At 69.5% G+C, this 13132-nt stretch carries 13 protein-coding genes and 1 pseudogene; 7 read left to right on the top strand and 7 right to left on the bottom strand.

The features are described from left to right. Positions 1-57 precede the first annotated feature (57 nt). Positions 58-1740, top strand: a complete 1683-nt coding sequence (locus ACFU3E_RS06025) for a YibE/F family protein (protein ID WP_384152697.1) — start codon at positions 58-60, stop codon at positions 1738-1740. Between the two features lie 143 nt (positions 1741-1883). On the opposite strand, the gene ACFU3E_RS06020 is transcribed toward ACFU3E_RS06025, so the two are convergent. The 4 genes from ACFU3E_RS06020 to ACFU3E_RS06005 form a co-directional block, all read right to left on the bottom strand. Next, entirely contained in the window at positions 1884-2318 is a 435-nt protein-coding gene (locus ACFU3E_RS06020; protein WP_033309865.1) for an SsgA family sporulation/cell division regulator, read from the bottom strand. 98 nt (positions 2319-2416) lie between these two features. Then, entirely contained in the window at positions 2417-3151 is a 735-nt protein-coding gene (locus tag ACFU3E_RS06015) for an IclR family transcriptional regulator (protein ID WP_384152921.1), read from the bottom strand. A 321-nt stretch (positions 3152-3472) separates the two neighbouring features. Further along, the gene (locus ACFU3E_RS06010; RefSeq protein ID WP_030189024.1) at positions 3473-3685 is read right to left on the bottom strand and encodes a DUF5326 family protein; all 213 of its coding nucleotides are present in this window, start codon (positions 3683-3685) and stop codon (positions 3473-3475) included. A gap of 163 nt (positions 3686-3848) precedes the next feature. After that, entirely contained in the window at positions 3849-4166 is a 318-nt protein-coding gene (locus tag ACFU3E_RS06005) for a cupin domain-containing protein (RefSeq protein WP_097217849.1), read from the bottom strand. A gap of 60 nt (positions 4167-4226) precedes the next feature. On the opposite strand from ACFU3E_RS06005, the gene ACFU3E_RS06000 reads away from it, so the two are divergent. The 5 genes from ACFU3E_RS06000 to ACFU3E_RS05980 all read left to right on the top strand — a co-directional run bounded on the left by ACFU3E_RS06000 (position 4227) and on the right by ACFU3E_RS05980 (position 8178). Beyond that, on the top strand, positions 4227-4604 hold the full coding sequence (locus ACFU3E_RS06000; RefSeq protein ID WP_384152692.1) for a phage holin family protein: 378 nt from the start codon (positions 4227-4229) through the stop codon (positions 4602-4604). Between the two features lie 6 nt (positions 4605-4610). Continuing rightward, on the top strand, positions 4611-5102 hold the full coding sequence (locus ACFU3E_RS05995) for a low molecular weight protein-tyrosine-phosphatase (protein ID WP_384152690.1): 492 nt from the start codon (positions 4611-4613) through the stop codon (positions 5100-5102). Continuing rightward, on the top strand, positions 5099-6451 hold the full coding sequence (locus tag ACFU3E_RS05990) for a cystathionine gamma-lyase (protein ID WP_384152687.1): 1353 nt from the start codon (positions 5099-5101) through the stop codon (positions 6449-6451). Before ACFU3E_RS05995 ends, ACFU3E_RS05990 begins: the two co-directional genes overlap by 4 nt. A gap of 195 nt (positions 6452-6646) precedes the next feature. After that, entirely contained in the window at positions 6647-7552 is a 906-nt protein-coding gene (locus ACFU3E_RS05985; protein WP_384152684.1) for a LysR family transcriptional regulator, read from the top strand. A 143-nt stretch (positions 7553-7695) separates the two neighbouring features. Next, the gene (locus ACFU3E_RS05980) at positions 7696-8178 is read left to right on the top strand and encodes an NUDIX domain-containing protein (protein WP_384152681.1); all 483 of its coding nucleotides are present in this window, start codon (positions 7696-7698) and stop codon (positions 8176-8178) included. 9 nt (positions 8179-8187) lie between these two features. Here the strand turns inward: ACFU3E_RS05980 and ACFU3E_RS05975 are convergent, their stop codons facing one another. Further along, a complete protein-coding gene (locus ACFU3E_RS05975; protein WP_384152678.1) occupies positions 8188-9825 on the bottom strand; it encodes a globin domain-containing protein in 1638 nt (545 codons plus the stop codon). A 568-nt stretch (positions 9826-10393) separates the two neighbouring features. Between ACFU3E_RS05975 and ACFU3E_RS05970 the strand changes: the two genes are divergently transcribed. Continuing rightward, complete coding sequence (locus ACFU3E_RS05970; protein ID WP_384152675.1) at positions 10394-11257, top strand: GNAT family N-acetyltransferase; 864 nt, start codon at positions 10394-10396, stop codon at positions 11255-11257. Between the two features lie 60 nt (positions 11258-11317). Here ACFU3E_RS05970 and ACFU3E_RS05965 read toward each other — a convergent pair. Together ACFU3E_RS05965 and ACFU3E_RS05960 are read right to left on the bottom strand one after the other, a co-directional pair. After that, a pseudogene (locus ACFU3E_RS05965) lies at positions 11318-11718 on the bottom strand (heme-binding protein). Positions 11719-11806: 88 nt separating this feature from the next. Continuing rightward, complete coding sequence (locus tag ACFU3E_RS05960) at positions 11807-13015, bottom strand: MFS transporter (protein ID WP_384152672.1); 1209 nt, start codon at positions 13013-13015, stop codon at positions 11807-11809. Between the last annotated feature and the right edge of the window lie 117 nt (positions 13016-13132).

The raw sequence follows: 13132 nt of genomic DNA, 5'->3' as shown, positions 1-13132 counted from the left end.
GCGGCAATTCTGGCGCGGTGAACAGAGGGCCCCCCTCGTTCTTGCGATGATCGGTCGGTGACCACGACGCAGCGCCCCCCCTACCCACCGCCCGAGCCGCCCCGCGGATCCGGTGCCGGAAACGGCAACGGCCGTGGTGACGGCCATGATTTCGCCGCCGGAGGCGGGCAGGGGCAGGGCCCCGGACCCGGGTTCGGGCGGGAGGCTGGTTTCGGTCACGGCAGCGGTGGTGAGTACGGATCGGGCTTCGGTGGCGGCCAGGGCGCCGGTCCTCACGGTGGTCACGGTGCTCCCACAGGTGAACAGGGCCCCGGCCACGGCCACGGTGGTGCGCACGGATCAGGGCCCAGTGGCGGCGACGGGAGCGGCCACGGTCACGGTGGAGGCGACGGGAGCGGCCACGGCGGAGATGACGGGCACGGGCACGGTTCCGCCCCGGGCGGCGGGCACGGGCATTCACACAGCCACGGTCCGGCCACGCCCGTCTCCCGCCATCTGCGCAAGGTCATCGCGGCGGTCCTGATCCCGTTCGCCACGGCGGTGCTCGTCGGTCTCGTCGTCCTGTGGCCGGGCGGCGCCCCGTCGCACGAGCGCACCGGCGTCGGCTTCGACCGTCAGACGCAGGATGCCACGGTCACCAAGGTGATCGAGGTGAGCTGCAAGGAGGCCGGCGCTTCGGGCGTCCCGCCGACCGGCGACACCTCCACCGCCGAGGGTTCCTCCGCGGTGCAGCAGGAGAAGGGCACCTGCAAGCGCGCGACGATCCGGGTCGACAGCGGCGACGACAAGGGCCGTACGTTCACCGAGATCGTCCAGCCCGACCAGTCCCGCCAGCTGCACGAGGACCAGAAGGTCGTGGTCGCCTACGAGCCCTCGGCACCGAAGGACCTGCAGTACTCGGTCACCGACATCAACCGTCGGCTGCCCCTGGGGCTGCTCGCGGGCATCTTCGCCGTCGCCGTCGTAGTCGTCGGGCGACTGCGGGGCGTCATGGCACTGGTCTCGCTGGCCATCAGTTTCATGGTGCTGAACTTCTTCATCCTGCCCGCGATCCTGCAGGGATCGAACCCGCTGGTCGTGGCGGTGGTGGGCGCGAGCGCCATCATGCTCGTCGCCCTGTACCTCTGTCACGGCCTGTCCGCCCGGACATCCGTGGCGGTACTCGGCACCCTCATCTCGCTGCTGCTGATCGGGATCCTCGGCTCGGCGTTCATCGACTGGGCCGCGCTCACCGGCAACACCGACGACAACACCGGCCTGATCCACGGCCTCTACCCGACGATCGACATGAGCGGCCTGCTGCTCGCGGGCATCATCATCGGCTCGCTGGGCGTACTCGACGACGTGACGGTCACGCAGACCTCTGCGGTCTGGGAGCTGCACGAGGCCAACCCGTCGATGGGCTGGCGCGGGCTCTACCGCGCGGGCATCCGGATCGGCCGCGACCACATCGCCTCGGTGGTCAACACGCTCGTCCTCGCCTACGCGGGTGCCGCGCTGCCGCTGCTGCTGCTGTTCTCGATCGCGCAGAGCAGTGTGGGGACGGTCGCCAACAGCGAACTGGTCGCGGAGGAGATCGTGCGCACGCTGGTCGGTTCGATCGGCCTGGTCGCCTCGGTGCCGGTCACCACGGCCCTGGCGGCGCTGGTGGTCTCGGCCGACCGTCCCGGCGCGGAGCCCGCCGTCGAGGCCTCCGCGGTCCCGGCGCGCGGGGGGAGGGGCCGGCGCCGCAAGCGCTGACGCCTCTTCGCCCTGACCGTCTTCGACTGGCTCCGGCCGCAGGAAGATCGCCCGGTCATAGGACGATCGCAGGAAGAAGCGTTCCTGCACAGCTCGGCGGCACCCGGTGAAGCGTTACTCCACCGTGCCGCCGGGCCCATGTCTCAGCCAGCGCCCTGCTCGGCGAGGATGCGGTCCAGGGCCTCGTCGAGGTGCGCGTCGAAGTCGGCGAGCGAGCCCTCCTGGCCCAGCGGCACCAACTTGTCCGTACGGTCGAGAAAAGCGACGAGCGGTGCCGTCGACGATCTGAACAACGCCTGGTCACTGCCCACCTGAAGCCTGATCAACACCTCGCCCAACGCGTCGGGTTCGACGGGTGTGACCCTTACATCGCCCTCCCCGCACGGCCGGCCGACACCGTCGATCAGCAACTCCCGCCCGAAAGCCCACGTCACCGGGGCATCACCGGGCAGGTGGAAAGTCAGCCGGACGGCATAGGGATCACTGGACTCATAGCGCAGCTCCACCGGGATGCGGAAGGAGAGCTCCTCGGACACGAGAAAGCTCATCATGACCTCTGCTTGTACGGACTCGCGCATCGATAACCCCGTCATTCGCCGTGACTGGCCGGGAACGAACCTCTGACACTTGGTGGAATCTTGCTGAACGTACACAGCAGATCACAAGGAGTGAGTTTTCACATACTGATAGAGAGCGCGAGCGAGCCAAGAAGCCGCCCGATCTCGGTCTGCAACTGCCGGGCCGCGGGCAGCAACCGGTCGGCCTGGTGTGCGGGCAACGAGAGGGCCATCGTGGCGGCCGTGGTGCCGAGGGTGAGCGGAATCGCGGCGCAGACCGCGCCCAGGGCGTACTCCTGACGCTCGGTCACGGGTTCCATCCGCCGGATGCGCTCCAGGCGCCTCAGCAGGCTGTGGTTGTCGCGCACCGTGTACGGCGTGAGGGGCTGCACCGGGTAGCGGTCGAGATGGTCACGGCGTGCTTCCTCGTCGAGCTGGGACAGCAGGCACTGCCCGATGGCGTGCGCGTGCCCGGTCTCGCGGAAGTCGGCCCACTCCTCGACCGCCGGGTTGCCGGGGGTGTCGGAGACGCACATGACCTCGATCTCGCCTTCGCGGTAGACCGCGTAGTACACGGGTACGCCCAGGACGTCCCGCCAGTGGGCGAGCGCGTCGACGACAGTGCTGCGACGTTTCTGCCGCGCCCCGCTGCTGCTCAGCCGCTCGGCCGCCTCACCGAGGAAGAACAGGCCCTTGTCCCGGCGCAGATAGCCCTCGTGCACGAGCGTGCGCAGCAGGTGGTACGTCGTGGGCAGCGCCAGCCCGGTCTCGCGGGCCAGTTGTTTGGCGGGGGCTCCGTACTCGTGCGCGGCGACGGTCTCCAGCAGGCGCATCGCGCGCTGCACGGATCCGATGAGGGTCGGTGGGGGCGGTGGTGTGGAGGGGGGCGGAGGTCCGGGGGGTGTCGCCGAGCGGGGTTGCGCGGGGACGGTGTGGAGGTGGACGGGTGCGGTGTCAGCCGGGACCAAGGGGCTCTCCCGAAGCGCGAGGGGGCAGACCCGTGCGGAGGAACACGGGTGGGGGTGAATGCCGCTCGCGGGGAAGTCCCCGCGTCGAGTTCCGGACTCTATTCGCCTGCCACCGCGTGCAGGCGGCCCCGCCGGGAAACTTCCCTCGCCCGAGGGAACCGGTGATTCCAGGTGTTTCCCGCTACCCCCACCGGTTTCCCACCGGTCTCACCAGTCGCTGCGCGACGAGGAGCTCGACGTGAACTTCCGTACGACGTAGATCAGTCCACCGACCAGCGCCACGAAGACCAGCAGTTTGAAGAGCAGTCCGATGACGAAGCCGACCACGCTGGCGATCAGCCCGCCGAACACGACCAGGGCGATGACCGGCACCGCGATCCACTTCACCCACCACGGCAGTCCCGTGAAGATCTCTCGCATCGCCCTCGTCCTTACCTCTCCGCCCGTTCGAGTGCCGGGTCCTGTCGGTCCTTCTGGAACTCTGATGTCCTGCACTCGATGCTAGGTCCGGGAGGGCCCGAACGGGGGCCTCGCATCCCTTGTCCTCCCCTGACCGACCCCCTAGGGAACCCTGAGGCGTCCGTCACCTCTCGGGCGGAGAGAAGACCACCAGCACCCTCAGGTCCTCGGTGATGTGATGGAACTTGTGCGCGACGCCCGCCGGCACGTAGATCACGCTGCCGCGCGCCACCTGTGTCGTCTCCAGGCCGACGGTGATCGCGGCACGGCCGCTCACAATGAAGTAGACCTCGTCCTGATTGTGCGGTTTCTGTGGATCCTGCTCGCCCGCGTCGAGGGCGTACAAGCCGACCGACATGTTCTGCTCCCGCAGAAACTGCAGGTAGGCACCCTCGTTGGCGGCGCGCTCCGCCTCCAGTTCATCCAGCCGGAATGCCTTCATCGCCTTGTCCGCCCCTGCCTCTTGTGCCCGTGTCCGATCAGGTCTGCCACGATCAGACACATGAAGAATTTCGTAGTCAAGACGATCGCCAACGCGGGTGCCCTTGCGGTCGCCGTCTGGCTGCTCGACAAGATCACCCTGACCGGCGACAGCACGGGCAAGGAGATCGGCACCCTGATCATCGTGGCGCTGCTCTTCGGCTTGGTGAACTTCCTGGTCAAACCGCTTGTCAAGCTCCTCAGCCTGCCGCTGCTGATACTGACGCTCGGTCTGTTCACGCTGATCGTCAACGCACTGATGCTGCTGCTCACCTCATGGCTGGCGGACAAGCTCGACCTGAGCTTCCACGTGGAGGGCTTCTGGACGGCTGTCCTGGGCGGCCTGATCATCTCGGTCGTCTCCTGGGCGCTGCACGTCATCCTGCCCGACGGGGACTGAGCAGACATGACGTACCGGGTCTGCTTCGTCTGCACGGGCAACATCTGCCGTTCCCCGATGGCCGAGATCGTCTTCCGCGCGCGGGTGGCGGAGGCCGGTCTCGAGGAGTTGGTGGAGGTCGACAGCGCCGGCACGGGCGGCTGGCACGAGGGCGACGGAGCCGACCCGCGCACGGTGGCCGTCCTGGAGGGCAACGGCTACACCGGCGGCCATTCGGCCAGGCAGTTCCAGTCGTCCTGGTTCTCCCGTCTCGACCTGGTGATCGCCCTCGACTCCGGCCACCTCGGGGCCCTGCGCCGTCTCGCACCCACGGAGCAGGACGCGGAGAAGGTACGGCTGCTTCGCTCCTACGACCCCGCCGCCGGCGACGACCTCGACGTACCGGACCCCTACTACGGGGGCATGGACGGCTTCGAGGAATGCCTTGAGATGGTGGAGGCGGCGAGCACCGGTCTGCTCGCCGCAGTGCGTGAGGACGTGGAGGGACAAGCGGCATGAGCGATTCCGCGACGAGTGACGCGGGCGGAGCGGCGGGCGACCCGACCCGGGCGACAGGCGACGCGGACGAGGCGAAAGACGCCGCTAGCCGGGCGACGGGTGCGGCGAGCCGGGCGACGAGGGCCGTGGACGAGGTGACGGACGCCGTGGACGACGCGGCAAAAGCCCTGGACAAGGTGCCGGATACCGAGGACGAGGTGACGGACACCGCGGGCCGGGTGGCCGTGGGCGCCGGTGACGGCACGCGCGCGGTGCGGGCCGGACTGCCCGAGCCGGTCAAGCACGAGCCCACCCTGCCCGGCCCCGTGTTCGCCGCCCACTTCCACCTGCCGGGCGACCCGACCGGCCCCTACACCTACGGCCGCGACGAGAACCCGACCTGGACGCTGCTGGAACGCGCCGTCGGCGAGCTGGAGGCACCAGGCCAGGACGGTGCCGAGACGCTTGTCTTCGCCTCGGGTATGGCCGCGATCTCGGCAGTGCTCTTCTCCCAGCTGCGAACCGGTGACGTGTGCGTCCTGCCCGACGACGGCTACCAGGTGCTGCCGCTGGTCCGCGCCCAGCTGGAGGCGTACGGCATCGAGGTGCGCACCGCACCGACCGGCGGCGACGCCCAGCTCGACGTCCTCGACGGCGCGAGGCTGCTGTGGATCGAGACCCCGTCGAACCCCGGACTCGACGTGTGCGACATCAGGCGGCTCGCCGAGGCGGCACACGCGCGCGGTGCCCTGGTGGCCGTCGACAACACCCTTGCGACACCGCTCGGCCAGCGTCCGCTGGAACTCGGCGCCGACTTCGCGGTGGCCAGCGGGACCAAGCAGCTCACCGGCCACGGCGATGTCCTCCTGGGCTATGTCGTGGGCCGGGACGCCGAGGCCATGGCCGCCGTACGCCGCTGGCGGAAGATCGTCGGTGCGATTCCCGGGCCCATGGAGGCCTGGCTCGCGCACCGCTCGATCGCGACGCTCCAGATGCGGGTCGACCGGCAGAGCGCGACGGCCCTGGCGGTCGCCGAGGCGCTGCGCGAGCGGCCCGAGGTGGCGGGGCTGCGTTATCCGGGGCTTCCCGACGACCCCTCGCACGAGATCGCCGCGCGGCAGATGCGGCGCTTCGGGTGCGTGGTGTCGTTCACGCTGCCCACGCGCGCGCGTGCCGACGGCTTTCTCGACGCGCTGCGGCTCGTGGACGACGCGACGAGCTTCGGCGGGGTGCGGTCCACGGCCGAACGGCGTGGACGCTGGGGCGGGGACGCGGTGCCGGAGGGCTTCATCCGCCTCTCGGTCGGCGCCGAGGACCCCGAGGACCTGGTGGCGGATGTGCTGCGTGCGCTGGACGCGTCGTCCGCCTGACCATTCCCACGGACGGTCCGAGCCTCCCCCCTCGTGGCTCGGACCGTCCCCCGGTTCCGCGGGCAAGAACCGCGCGACCAAGGCTAGTTGACTCTCTGTCAGTGTCCAATCACAGTAACGACAGAGACCTATCGACTTATTTATAGTTGGCACGGCCGGGGGCAGGGAGCAGGGCCGAAGAGGGGAGTGTGTGCGGTGGATCTGGCCTTGCTGCGGACCTTCGTGACCGTGCACCGGGCCGGCTCCTTCACCCGCGCCGCCGCCTTGCTCGGCCTCTCCCAGCCAGCCGTCACCTCGCAGATACGGACGCTGGAACGGCAACTGGGCCGCCCCCTGTTCCTGCGGCAGGCCCGCGGCGTGACCCCGACGAGCATCGGCGACGAACTCGCCCACAAGGCCGCGCCCCATCTCGACGCCCTGATGGAGATCACCGAGACCGGCCTCGACGACGACTCCTCCTTACGGACGCTCCACCTCGCAGGCCCACCGGAGTTCACTGCCGAACGAGCCCTGCCCGCCCTCACAGAGCTGACCGGCGAGGACGGCCAGGGCTTCGCCTTGCGCGCCTCCTTCGGGAATGCCGAGGAAACGCTGGAAGGGCTTTCCGCCGGACATCATGATCTGGCCATCAGCACGGCCCAGCCACGCGGGGCCCTGCTCACGGCGACTGCGCTCTGCGACGAGGAGCACATCCTGGTCGCCTCCCCGCGCTGGGCCGAGCAGATCGACACCGGGCGTCCGGACCGCAAGCCGGAACCGGCCCTCGAGAAGATGCCCGTGGTGGAGGTGCACGAGTCGCTGCCGTTCGTCTCCCGCTACTGGGCCTCCGTCTTCGACTCGCACCCGGCCGCCCCGGGCACGGTGATCGTCCCCGACCTGCGTGCGGTCCTGGCCTGCGCGGCCGCCGGCGCCGGCCTGGCGGTGCTGCCCCGCTATCTGTGCGTGGCGGCGTTGAAGCGGGGCGATGTCGTCGCCCTGCACGAGCCGGCGGTACCGCCGCTGCGGACGTATTTCCTGGTGGTCCGCACCGGGACGCTGGCGATGCCCCATATCGCGCGGGCTCACGAGTGGCTGCAGCAGGCCTCGGCCGACTGGTGCTGAGGTCCCACTCGGCCTGTGACGTGGGGCGCAGAGGGTGCCCCGGCGTGGGCGCAGGGGCACTCGGGACAGCGCCTCACTCTGGGAGCTCGGCCGGTGACGTCCCGCGATGTTTCACGTGGAACCAGCCGGGCCACATTTCACTCATGACCGTCCGACCCGTGGTCAAGCGCACCGCCCGCGCCGTTCTGCTGGACGGTGCCGACCTGATCTTGATCAAGCGCACCAAGCCGGGTGTGGACCCCTACTGGCTCACCCCCGGCGGCGGGGTCGAGCCCAGCGACTCGACCGTCGTCCACGCCCTGCACCGCGAGGTGTACGAGGAACTCGGAGCGAAGATCACCGATGTGGTGCCCTGCTTCGTGGACACCATGGAGCACATCGGGGAGGACGGCGGCGCGACCGGCGTGAAGGTGCAGCACTTCTTCGTCTGCCGCCTGGAGTCCATGGACCCCTCCCTGCGCCACGGCCCCGAGGTGGACGAGCCGGTCGGCGAGTACGAGATCGTGCGCGTGCCCTTCACCCGGGTCGGGATCGCGTCCGTTCATCTCGTGCCGTTGTCGCTGCGGCACTACCTGGACGGCAACATCGAGGGCGTACTCGCCATGCACGCGCCCGACCTGGGCTGAGGCGCCGGATCAGCTTCCGGCCGCGACCAGTTCCTCGACGGAGTCGTGCCGTATGCGGTCCGACGGGATGCCGCTGTCCCTCAGGGCGTCCACACCGCTGCGGATCATCCCGGGCGGGCCCGAGATGTAGGCGTCGAACTCGTTCCACGGCCCGTAGGCACGTATCGCGTCCGGCAGCTGCTGGTGGGCCTGCTGGTCGATGATCGCCCGGACCGAGAGCCAGGGGTGGCTCTGCTGGAGGCGGAGCATGGTGTCGATGTCGTACAGGTCGTGGTCCGTGCGAGCGCCGTAGAAGACCTCGACCGCCCGGCGGTCCCCGTGCTCGGCGACATCCTCGACCAGAGCCTTGATGGGCGCTATGCCCGTGCCGCCGCCCAGGCAGAGCAGACCGCTGTCGGTGGTGTGGTCCACGGTCATGGAACCGGCGGGCGGACCGAGCCGGATGATGTCGCCGGGGCGGGCACGGTGCACCAGGGCGTTGGAGACCCAGCCTGCCGGGACGGCCTTCACGTGGAACGACAGCAGACCGTCGGAGCGGGGAGCCGAGGCGAAGGAGTAGTGCCGCCATATCCGGGGCCACCAGGGCGTCTCCAGGCTCGTGTACTGCCCCGCGAGGAAGGGGTACGGCTGGTCGGGGCGGACGGTGACGACCGCGACGTCCGGCGTTCTCAGTTCGTGCGTGACGATCTCGGCGTACCACCAGGCCGGAGCGCGCAGTTCGTCCGCGGCCGCCGCGTCAATCATCACCTGGGAGATCGTGGTGTAGGCCCGGACCCAGGCCGCCTCCATCTCCGGGCTCCAGACCCCGGCGGCGTACTTGCTCAGCGCACCGATGAGGCACTCGCCGACGGCCGGGTAGTGCTCGGCCCGTGTCCCGTACTTCCGGTGCCCCCGGCCGAGGTTCTGCAGGTAGCCGACGAGGACGTCCTTGTTGTCGATGTGCTCGGCGGCCGTGAGCAGCGCCCTGAGCAGCCGGTCCCGCTGGGTGTCCATCGCGGCCGGGAACAGCGACCGCAGGTCGGGATGGCGGACGAAGAGCAAGGCGTAGAAGTACGACGTGACCTTGTCGGAGACCGGGGAGACCTCGGCCATGGTGCGGCGGATGAGCAGGGCGTCCGGGGATCCTGCTTCGACCGGGGCGGTGGCTGCTTCCTCTGGGGGCGACACCGGCGCGTGCCGCTGTGCGGGGAGATGTTGCTCGGCAGCGGCGGTCGGAGGCGCAGCCAGGGTGGAGGCGAAGGGCATCGGGGTGAGCGCTGTCGGTGCGGGGCCCGGCGACGAGGCAGTGGCGAGGCTCGAGACTGCGGAATCAGGAGCGTGCTGTGCGGCTTGAGGGGCGGGCGTGGGTATCGCGTCCGGGGCTTCATGCCCCCGCTCCGGCCCACCGGTGCTCACATTGCCGGGCGTCGAGGTGGGCCGCGCGGATGTGCGGGCTGCCGGAGCGTCCGGGACGGCCCCGGGCCTGCCCACCGGGCGTATCGCGGCCGGTCGACGCCCTTCCGCCGTCCTGTCCGCCGTCCTGGCGTCGCTGTCCGGCGCCGTCGTCGGGTTCTTGCGGGGTGTGAACCAGCCGCCCCCGCCGCCAGAAGTGCCGTTGTCGGCCGACTTGGTGGTCGGAGCGTCCATGCTGTGCCTCGCCTCGAGCATCTTCGGTCGGTCTGCGCACTTCCTCGGTCGGAAGGTGCCTGCTTTCCCCCGTGGACGGTCTGCGTTCCCATCCTTGTCGCGGCCAATGCGGCCACATTCAACCCGCATTCCAGCTCCGTACGGACAAGTAAGGCGAGAGTGTGACATTGGCCGCAGTAACTCTCATCGAGCTTCTCACTCGCCTGGACACTTCCGTCGCATAGCCGGAAAGGCGGGTCTTCGATCTCTCCGTCCCGTTAGGCTGCCTTGCCTTGCACTCGGCCCGCACGGGACGAGTCGTCCCGTCCAGGATGCGAACCGGAGTCGACCCTACCGGCCGCCGCCGTGCACACAAGTCTCCCCTTCCCTCATCACGAATGCGGGCACGGCGCGAAGCCTCCAGTACGTCAACTAGTGGCCGATAAAGCCCCGTTGGGGCCCTCGATGGACGCACGGTGTTCTTACGTGTTTCACGTGAAACATCCAGCGCGGCACGCACCCCTGCGGTCGACGACAACTGGCCAAAAGCTCGTATGTCTCAGCTGAAAGAGGTGGACGTCAGGGGGCTTTGTCGGACAGCCTGGCCTGCGTGCCGACTCCTTCCCTTGCCTCATTGCCCATCCGTCGTCTGACGCTCCGCGATCAAGCTGCCTGCGCCGACTTGTCCGAGGACCGGGGGTGGCCACGGGAGGAGCACAAGTGGGGCTTCCTCCTCACAGCCGGAAAGGGCTACGGCATCGACGACCCTGACGGCGGCCTCGTGAGCGCATGTGTCGTCACCGAGTACGGGCCCCAGGACCCCGCCCTCGCCGCGATCGGCATGGTCCTGGTCGCCGGACGGCACGCTCGGCAGGGCGTGGGACGCCGGCTGATGCGCCATGTCGTCTCGGCGATGGGCACGACACCCCTCACTCTGCACGCGACGCCGAACGGCCGCCCCCTCTACGAGGAACTCGGTTTCAAGGTCACCGGGCGGGCCGAGATGGTCCTCGGGCGCTTCGCTCCCGGCGGGCCGGAGCCGAGGGTCGCCACCCGCGCCGCGACCGCCGAGGACCTCACCGCGATCCTCCGGCTCGACGAGCAGGTGTTCGGGACCGACCGCACGCACATCGTCACCCGACTTCCAGCCTTCGCCGATCAGTTGCGCGTGGCCGAGGAGGGCGGGCGGATCATCGGGTACGGGGCCGCTTGGCCCAACATGGACACCCACGTCGTCGGCCCGCTCATCGCACGCGACACATCGGTGGCCCAGGCGCTCATCGCCTCTCTCGCCGCCCACACCGACCGTCCGCTGCGCACCGACATCGATGTGCGGCACGAAGAGCTCCTCGCGTGGGTGAAGGAGCGCGGCCTGGAGCCCGTCGCCTTCAACTCGGTGATGACGTACGGGATCACCGAGTTGCCCGGAGACTGGAGCCGGCGGTTCGCACCGGTCACGGTCGCGGCGGGCTGAAGAGCCTCGATACGACGACGCCGGCTCCCTCGATCAGGGAACCGGCGTCGTCTGTAGGGGTCAGTCAGACGAGCGTCTCACGGCGGCTGTGGCGAAACCATGGTCCTGCTCCGGGGCACCGCCGCCGACACCGATCGCGCCGATCAGGCGACCGTCGCGGTGCACCGGCACGCCGCCGGCGATGAACAGCAGCGGCCGGTCGAGCGCGGTCGGCAGCGTGTGGAAGAGGCCTTTCCGGGCTGCACCGCGTCGTCCAGGCCGGCGGTGGGCACGTTCAGCTGGAGGGCCGTGTAGGCCTTGCGGGCGCTGGTCTCGCCGGAGATCAGCACGGCGCGGTCGTCCCGCCGGAAGGCGAGCAGATTGCCGCCCGCGTCCAGAACGGTGACGCTGACGGTGACTCCTGCGGCCTCGGCGGCACGGTGGGCCGCGGAGACGAGGATGTCGGCGTCCTGGGTGGTCAGCGGGCGACGGCGCTGATGGTACTCACGAGCGTTCTCCGGAAGAGGTGCTGGTGGTGCGCCGTGGGGTCGGCCGGTGGGGTCCGGTTGCTCAGCGGTGGACAGCGGCCCGCTGCTCGGCCGGTGCGGAACCTGTGACGACGGCGCTGGGGCCACCGGCACGGCGCTCCAGGGCAGCCGAAAGGAAGGCCAGGACCAGGGCTCCGGCGGCCAGGGCGGCACCGACCCAGCTGGGAGCGGTGTAGCCGAGGCCCGCCGCGATCACGAGGCCGCCGAGCCAGGCGGACAACGCGTTGCCGAGGTTGAAGGCGCCGATGTTCACGGCTGAGGCCAGAGTCGGGGCGCCGTGCGCCTGGTCGAGGACCCGTTTCTGGAGCGGCGGCACGGTGGCGAAGCCCAAGGCACCGATCAGCACGATCGTGATCACCGACAGCAGCTTGTTGTGGGCGGTGAGGGTGAACAGGGCCAGGACGACGGCCAGGGCGCTCAGGGAGACGTACAGCATGGGCATCAGGGCGCGGTCGGCGAATGTGCCGCCGACGAGGTTGCCGCCGACCATGCCGAGGCCGAAGAGGACCAGCAGCCAGGTGACGGAGCCGTCCGCGAAGCCTGCGACGTGGGTCATCATCGGCACGATGTAGGTGATGGCTGCGAAGACACCGCCGAAGCCGAGGACGGTCATGGCCATCGCGAGCAGCACCTGCACGTTCTTGAAGGCGGCCAGCTCATGGCGCAGACGCACGCCCTCCGCCTTGGGCATGTCGGGGACGAGCCGGGCGATGCCGGCGAGGCCTACGACACCGAGGGCGGCGACGATGCCGAAGGTCACGCGCCAGCCGACGGACTGTCCGACCAGAGTGCCCAGGGGGACGCCGACGACGTTGGCGACGGTCAGACCGGTGAACATCATCGCGATGGCTCCGGCCTTCCTGTCCGGGGTGACGAGGTCTGCCGCGACGACCGAGCCGATGCCGAAGAAGGCGCCGTGGGCCAGTGAGGCGATGATCCGGCCGATCAGCATGACGGAGAAGGCCGGGGCGAGCGCGGAGAGCAGGTTGCCGACGACGAACAGGCCCATCAGCAGCATCAGCATCCGCTTGCGGGAGATCTTGGTGCCGAGCACGGTCATCAACGGGGCGCCGAACATGACACCGAGCGCATAGCCGGTCACCAGGTACCCGGCCGTAGGGATGGAGACCCCGTAGCCGCCCGCGACCTCGGGCAGCAATCCCATGATCACGAATTCCGTCGTTCCGATCCCGAAGGCCCCGATCGCGAGGGCCAGCAGCGCGAGAGGCATGGAGGGGATACCTTCCCAGACGATTGCAGGAGCCCTTTACCTGCGTTCACAATACTTGCAGACGCGGGCTACATGCAACCGCCGTCAATTGCGGCTCTGCTCTATCCTGGGGACAGC

This window comes from Streptomyces sp. NPDC057424 (assembly GCF_042803315.1).
Taxonomy (GTDB): Bacteria; Actinomycetota; Actinomycetes; order Streptomycetales; family Streptomycetaceae; genus Streptomyces.
This window is presented reverse-complemented; position numbering and strand designations above follow the sequence as displayed.

Bases quoted from the DNA above. Each gene is read 5' to 3' on its own strand.
- ACFU3E_RS06020 (WP_033309865.1), bottom strand. From the start codon at position 2,318: ATGCGCGAGTCCGTACAAGCAGAGGTCATGATGAGCTTTCTCGTGTCC.
- ACFU3E_RS06010 (WP_030189024.1), bottom strand. From the start codon at position 3,685: ATGCGAGAGATCTTCACGGGACTGCCGTGGTGGGTGAAGTGGATCGCG.
- ACFU3E_RS06005 (WP_097217849.1), bottom strand. From the start codon at position 4,166: ATGAAGGCATTCCGGCTGGATGAACTGGAGGCGGAGCGCGCCGCCAAC.
- ACFU3E_RS06000 (WP_384152692.1), top strand. From the start codon at position 4,227: ATGAAGAATTTCGTAGTCAAGACGATCGCCAACGCGGGTGCCCTTGCG.
- ACFU3E_RS05995 (WP_384152690.1), top strand. From the start codon at position 4,611: ATGACGTACCGGGTCTGCTTCGTCTGCACGGGCAACATCTGCCGTTCC.
- ACFU3E_RS05990 (WP_384152687.1), top strand. From the start codon at position 5,099: ATGAGCGATTCCGCGACGAGTGACGCGGGCGGAGCGGCGGGCGACCCG.
- ACFU3E_RS05980 (WP_384152681.1), top strand. From the start codon at position 7,696: ATGACCGTCCGACCCGTGGTCAAGCGCACCGCCCGCGCCGTTCTGCTG.
- ACFU3E_RS05975 (WP_384152678.1), bottom strand. From the start codon at position 9,825: ATGCTCGAGGCGAGGCACAGCATGGACGCTCCGACCACCAAGTCGGCC.
- ACFU3E_RS05960 (WP_384152672.1), bottom strand. From the start codon at position 13,015: ATGCCTCTCGCGCTGCTGGCCCTCGCGATCGGGGCCTTCGGGATCGGA.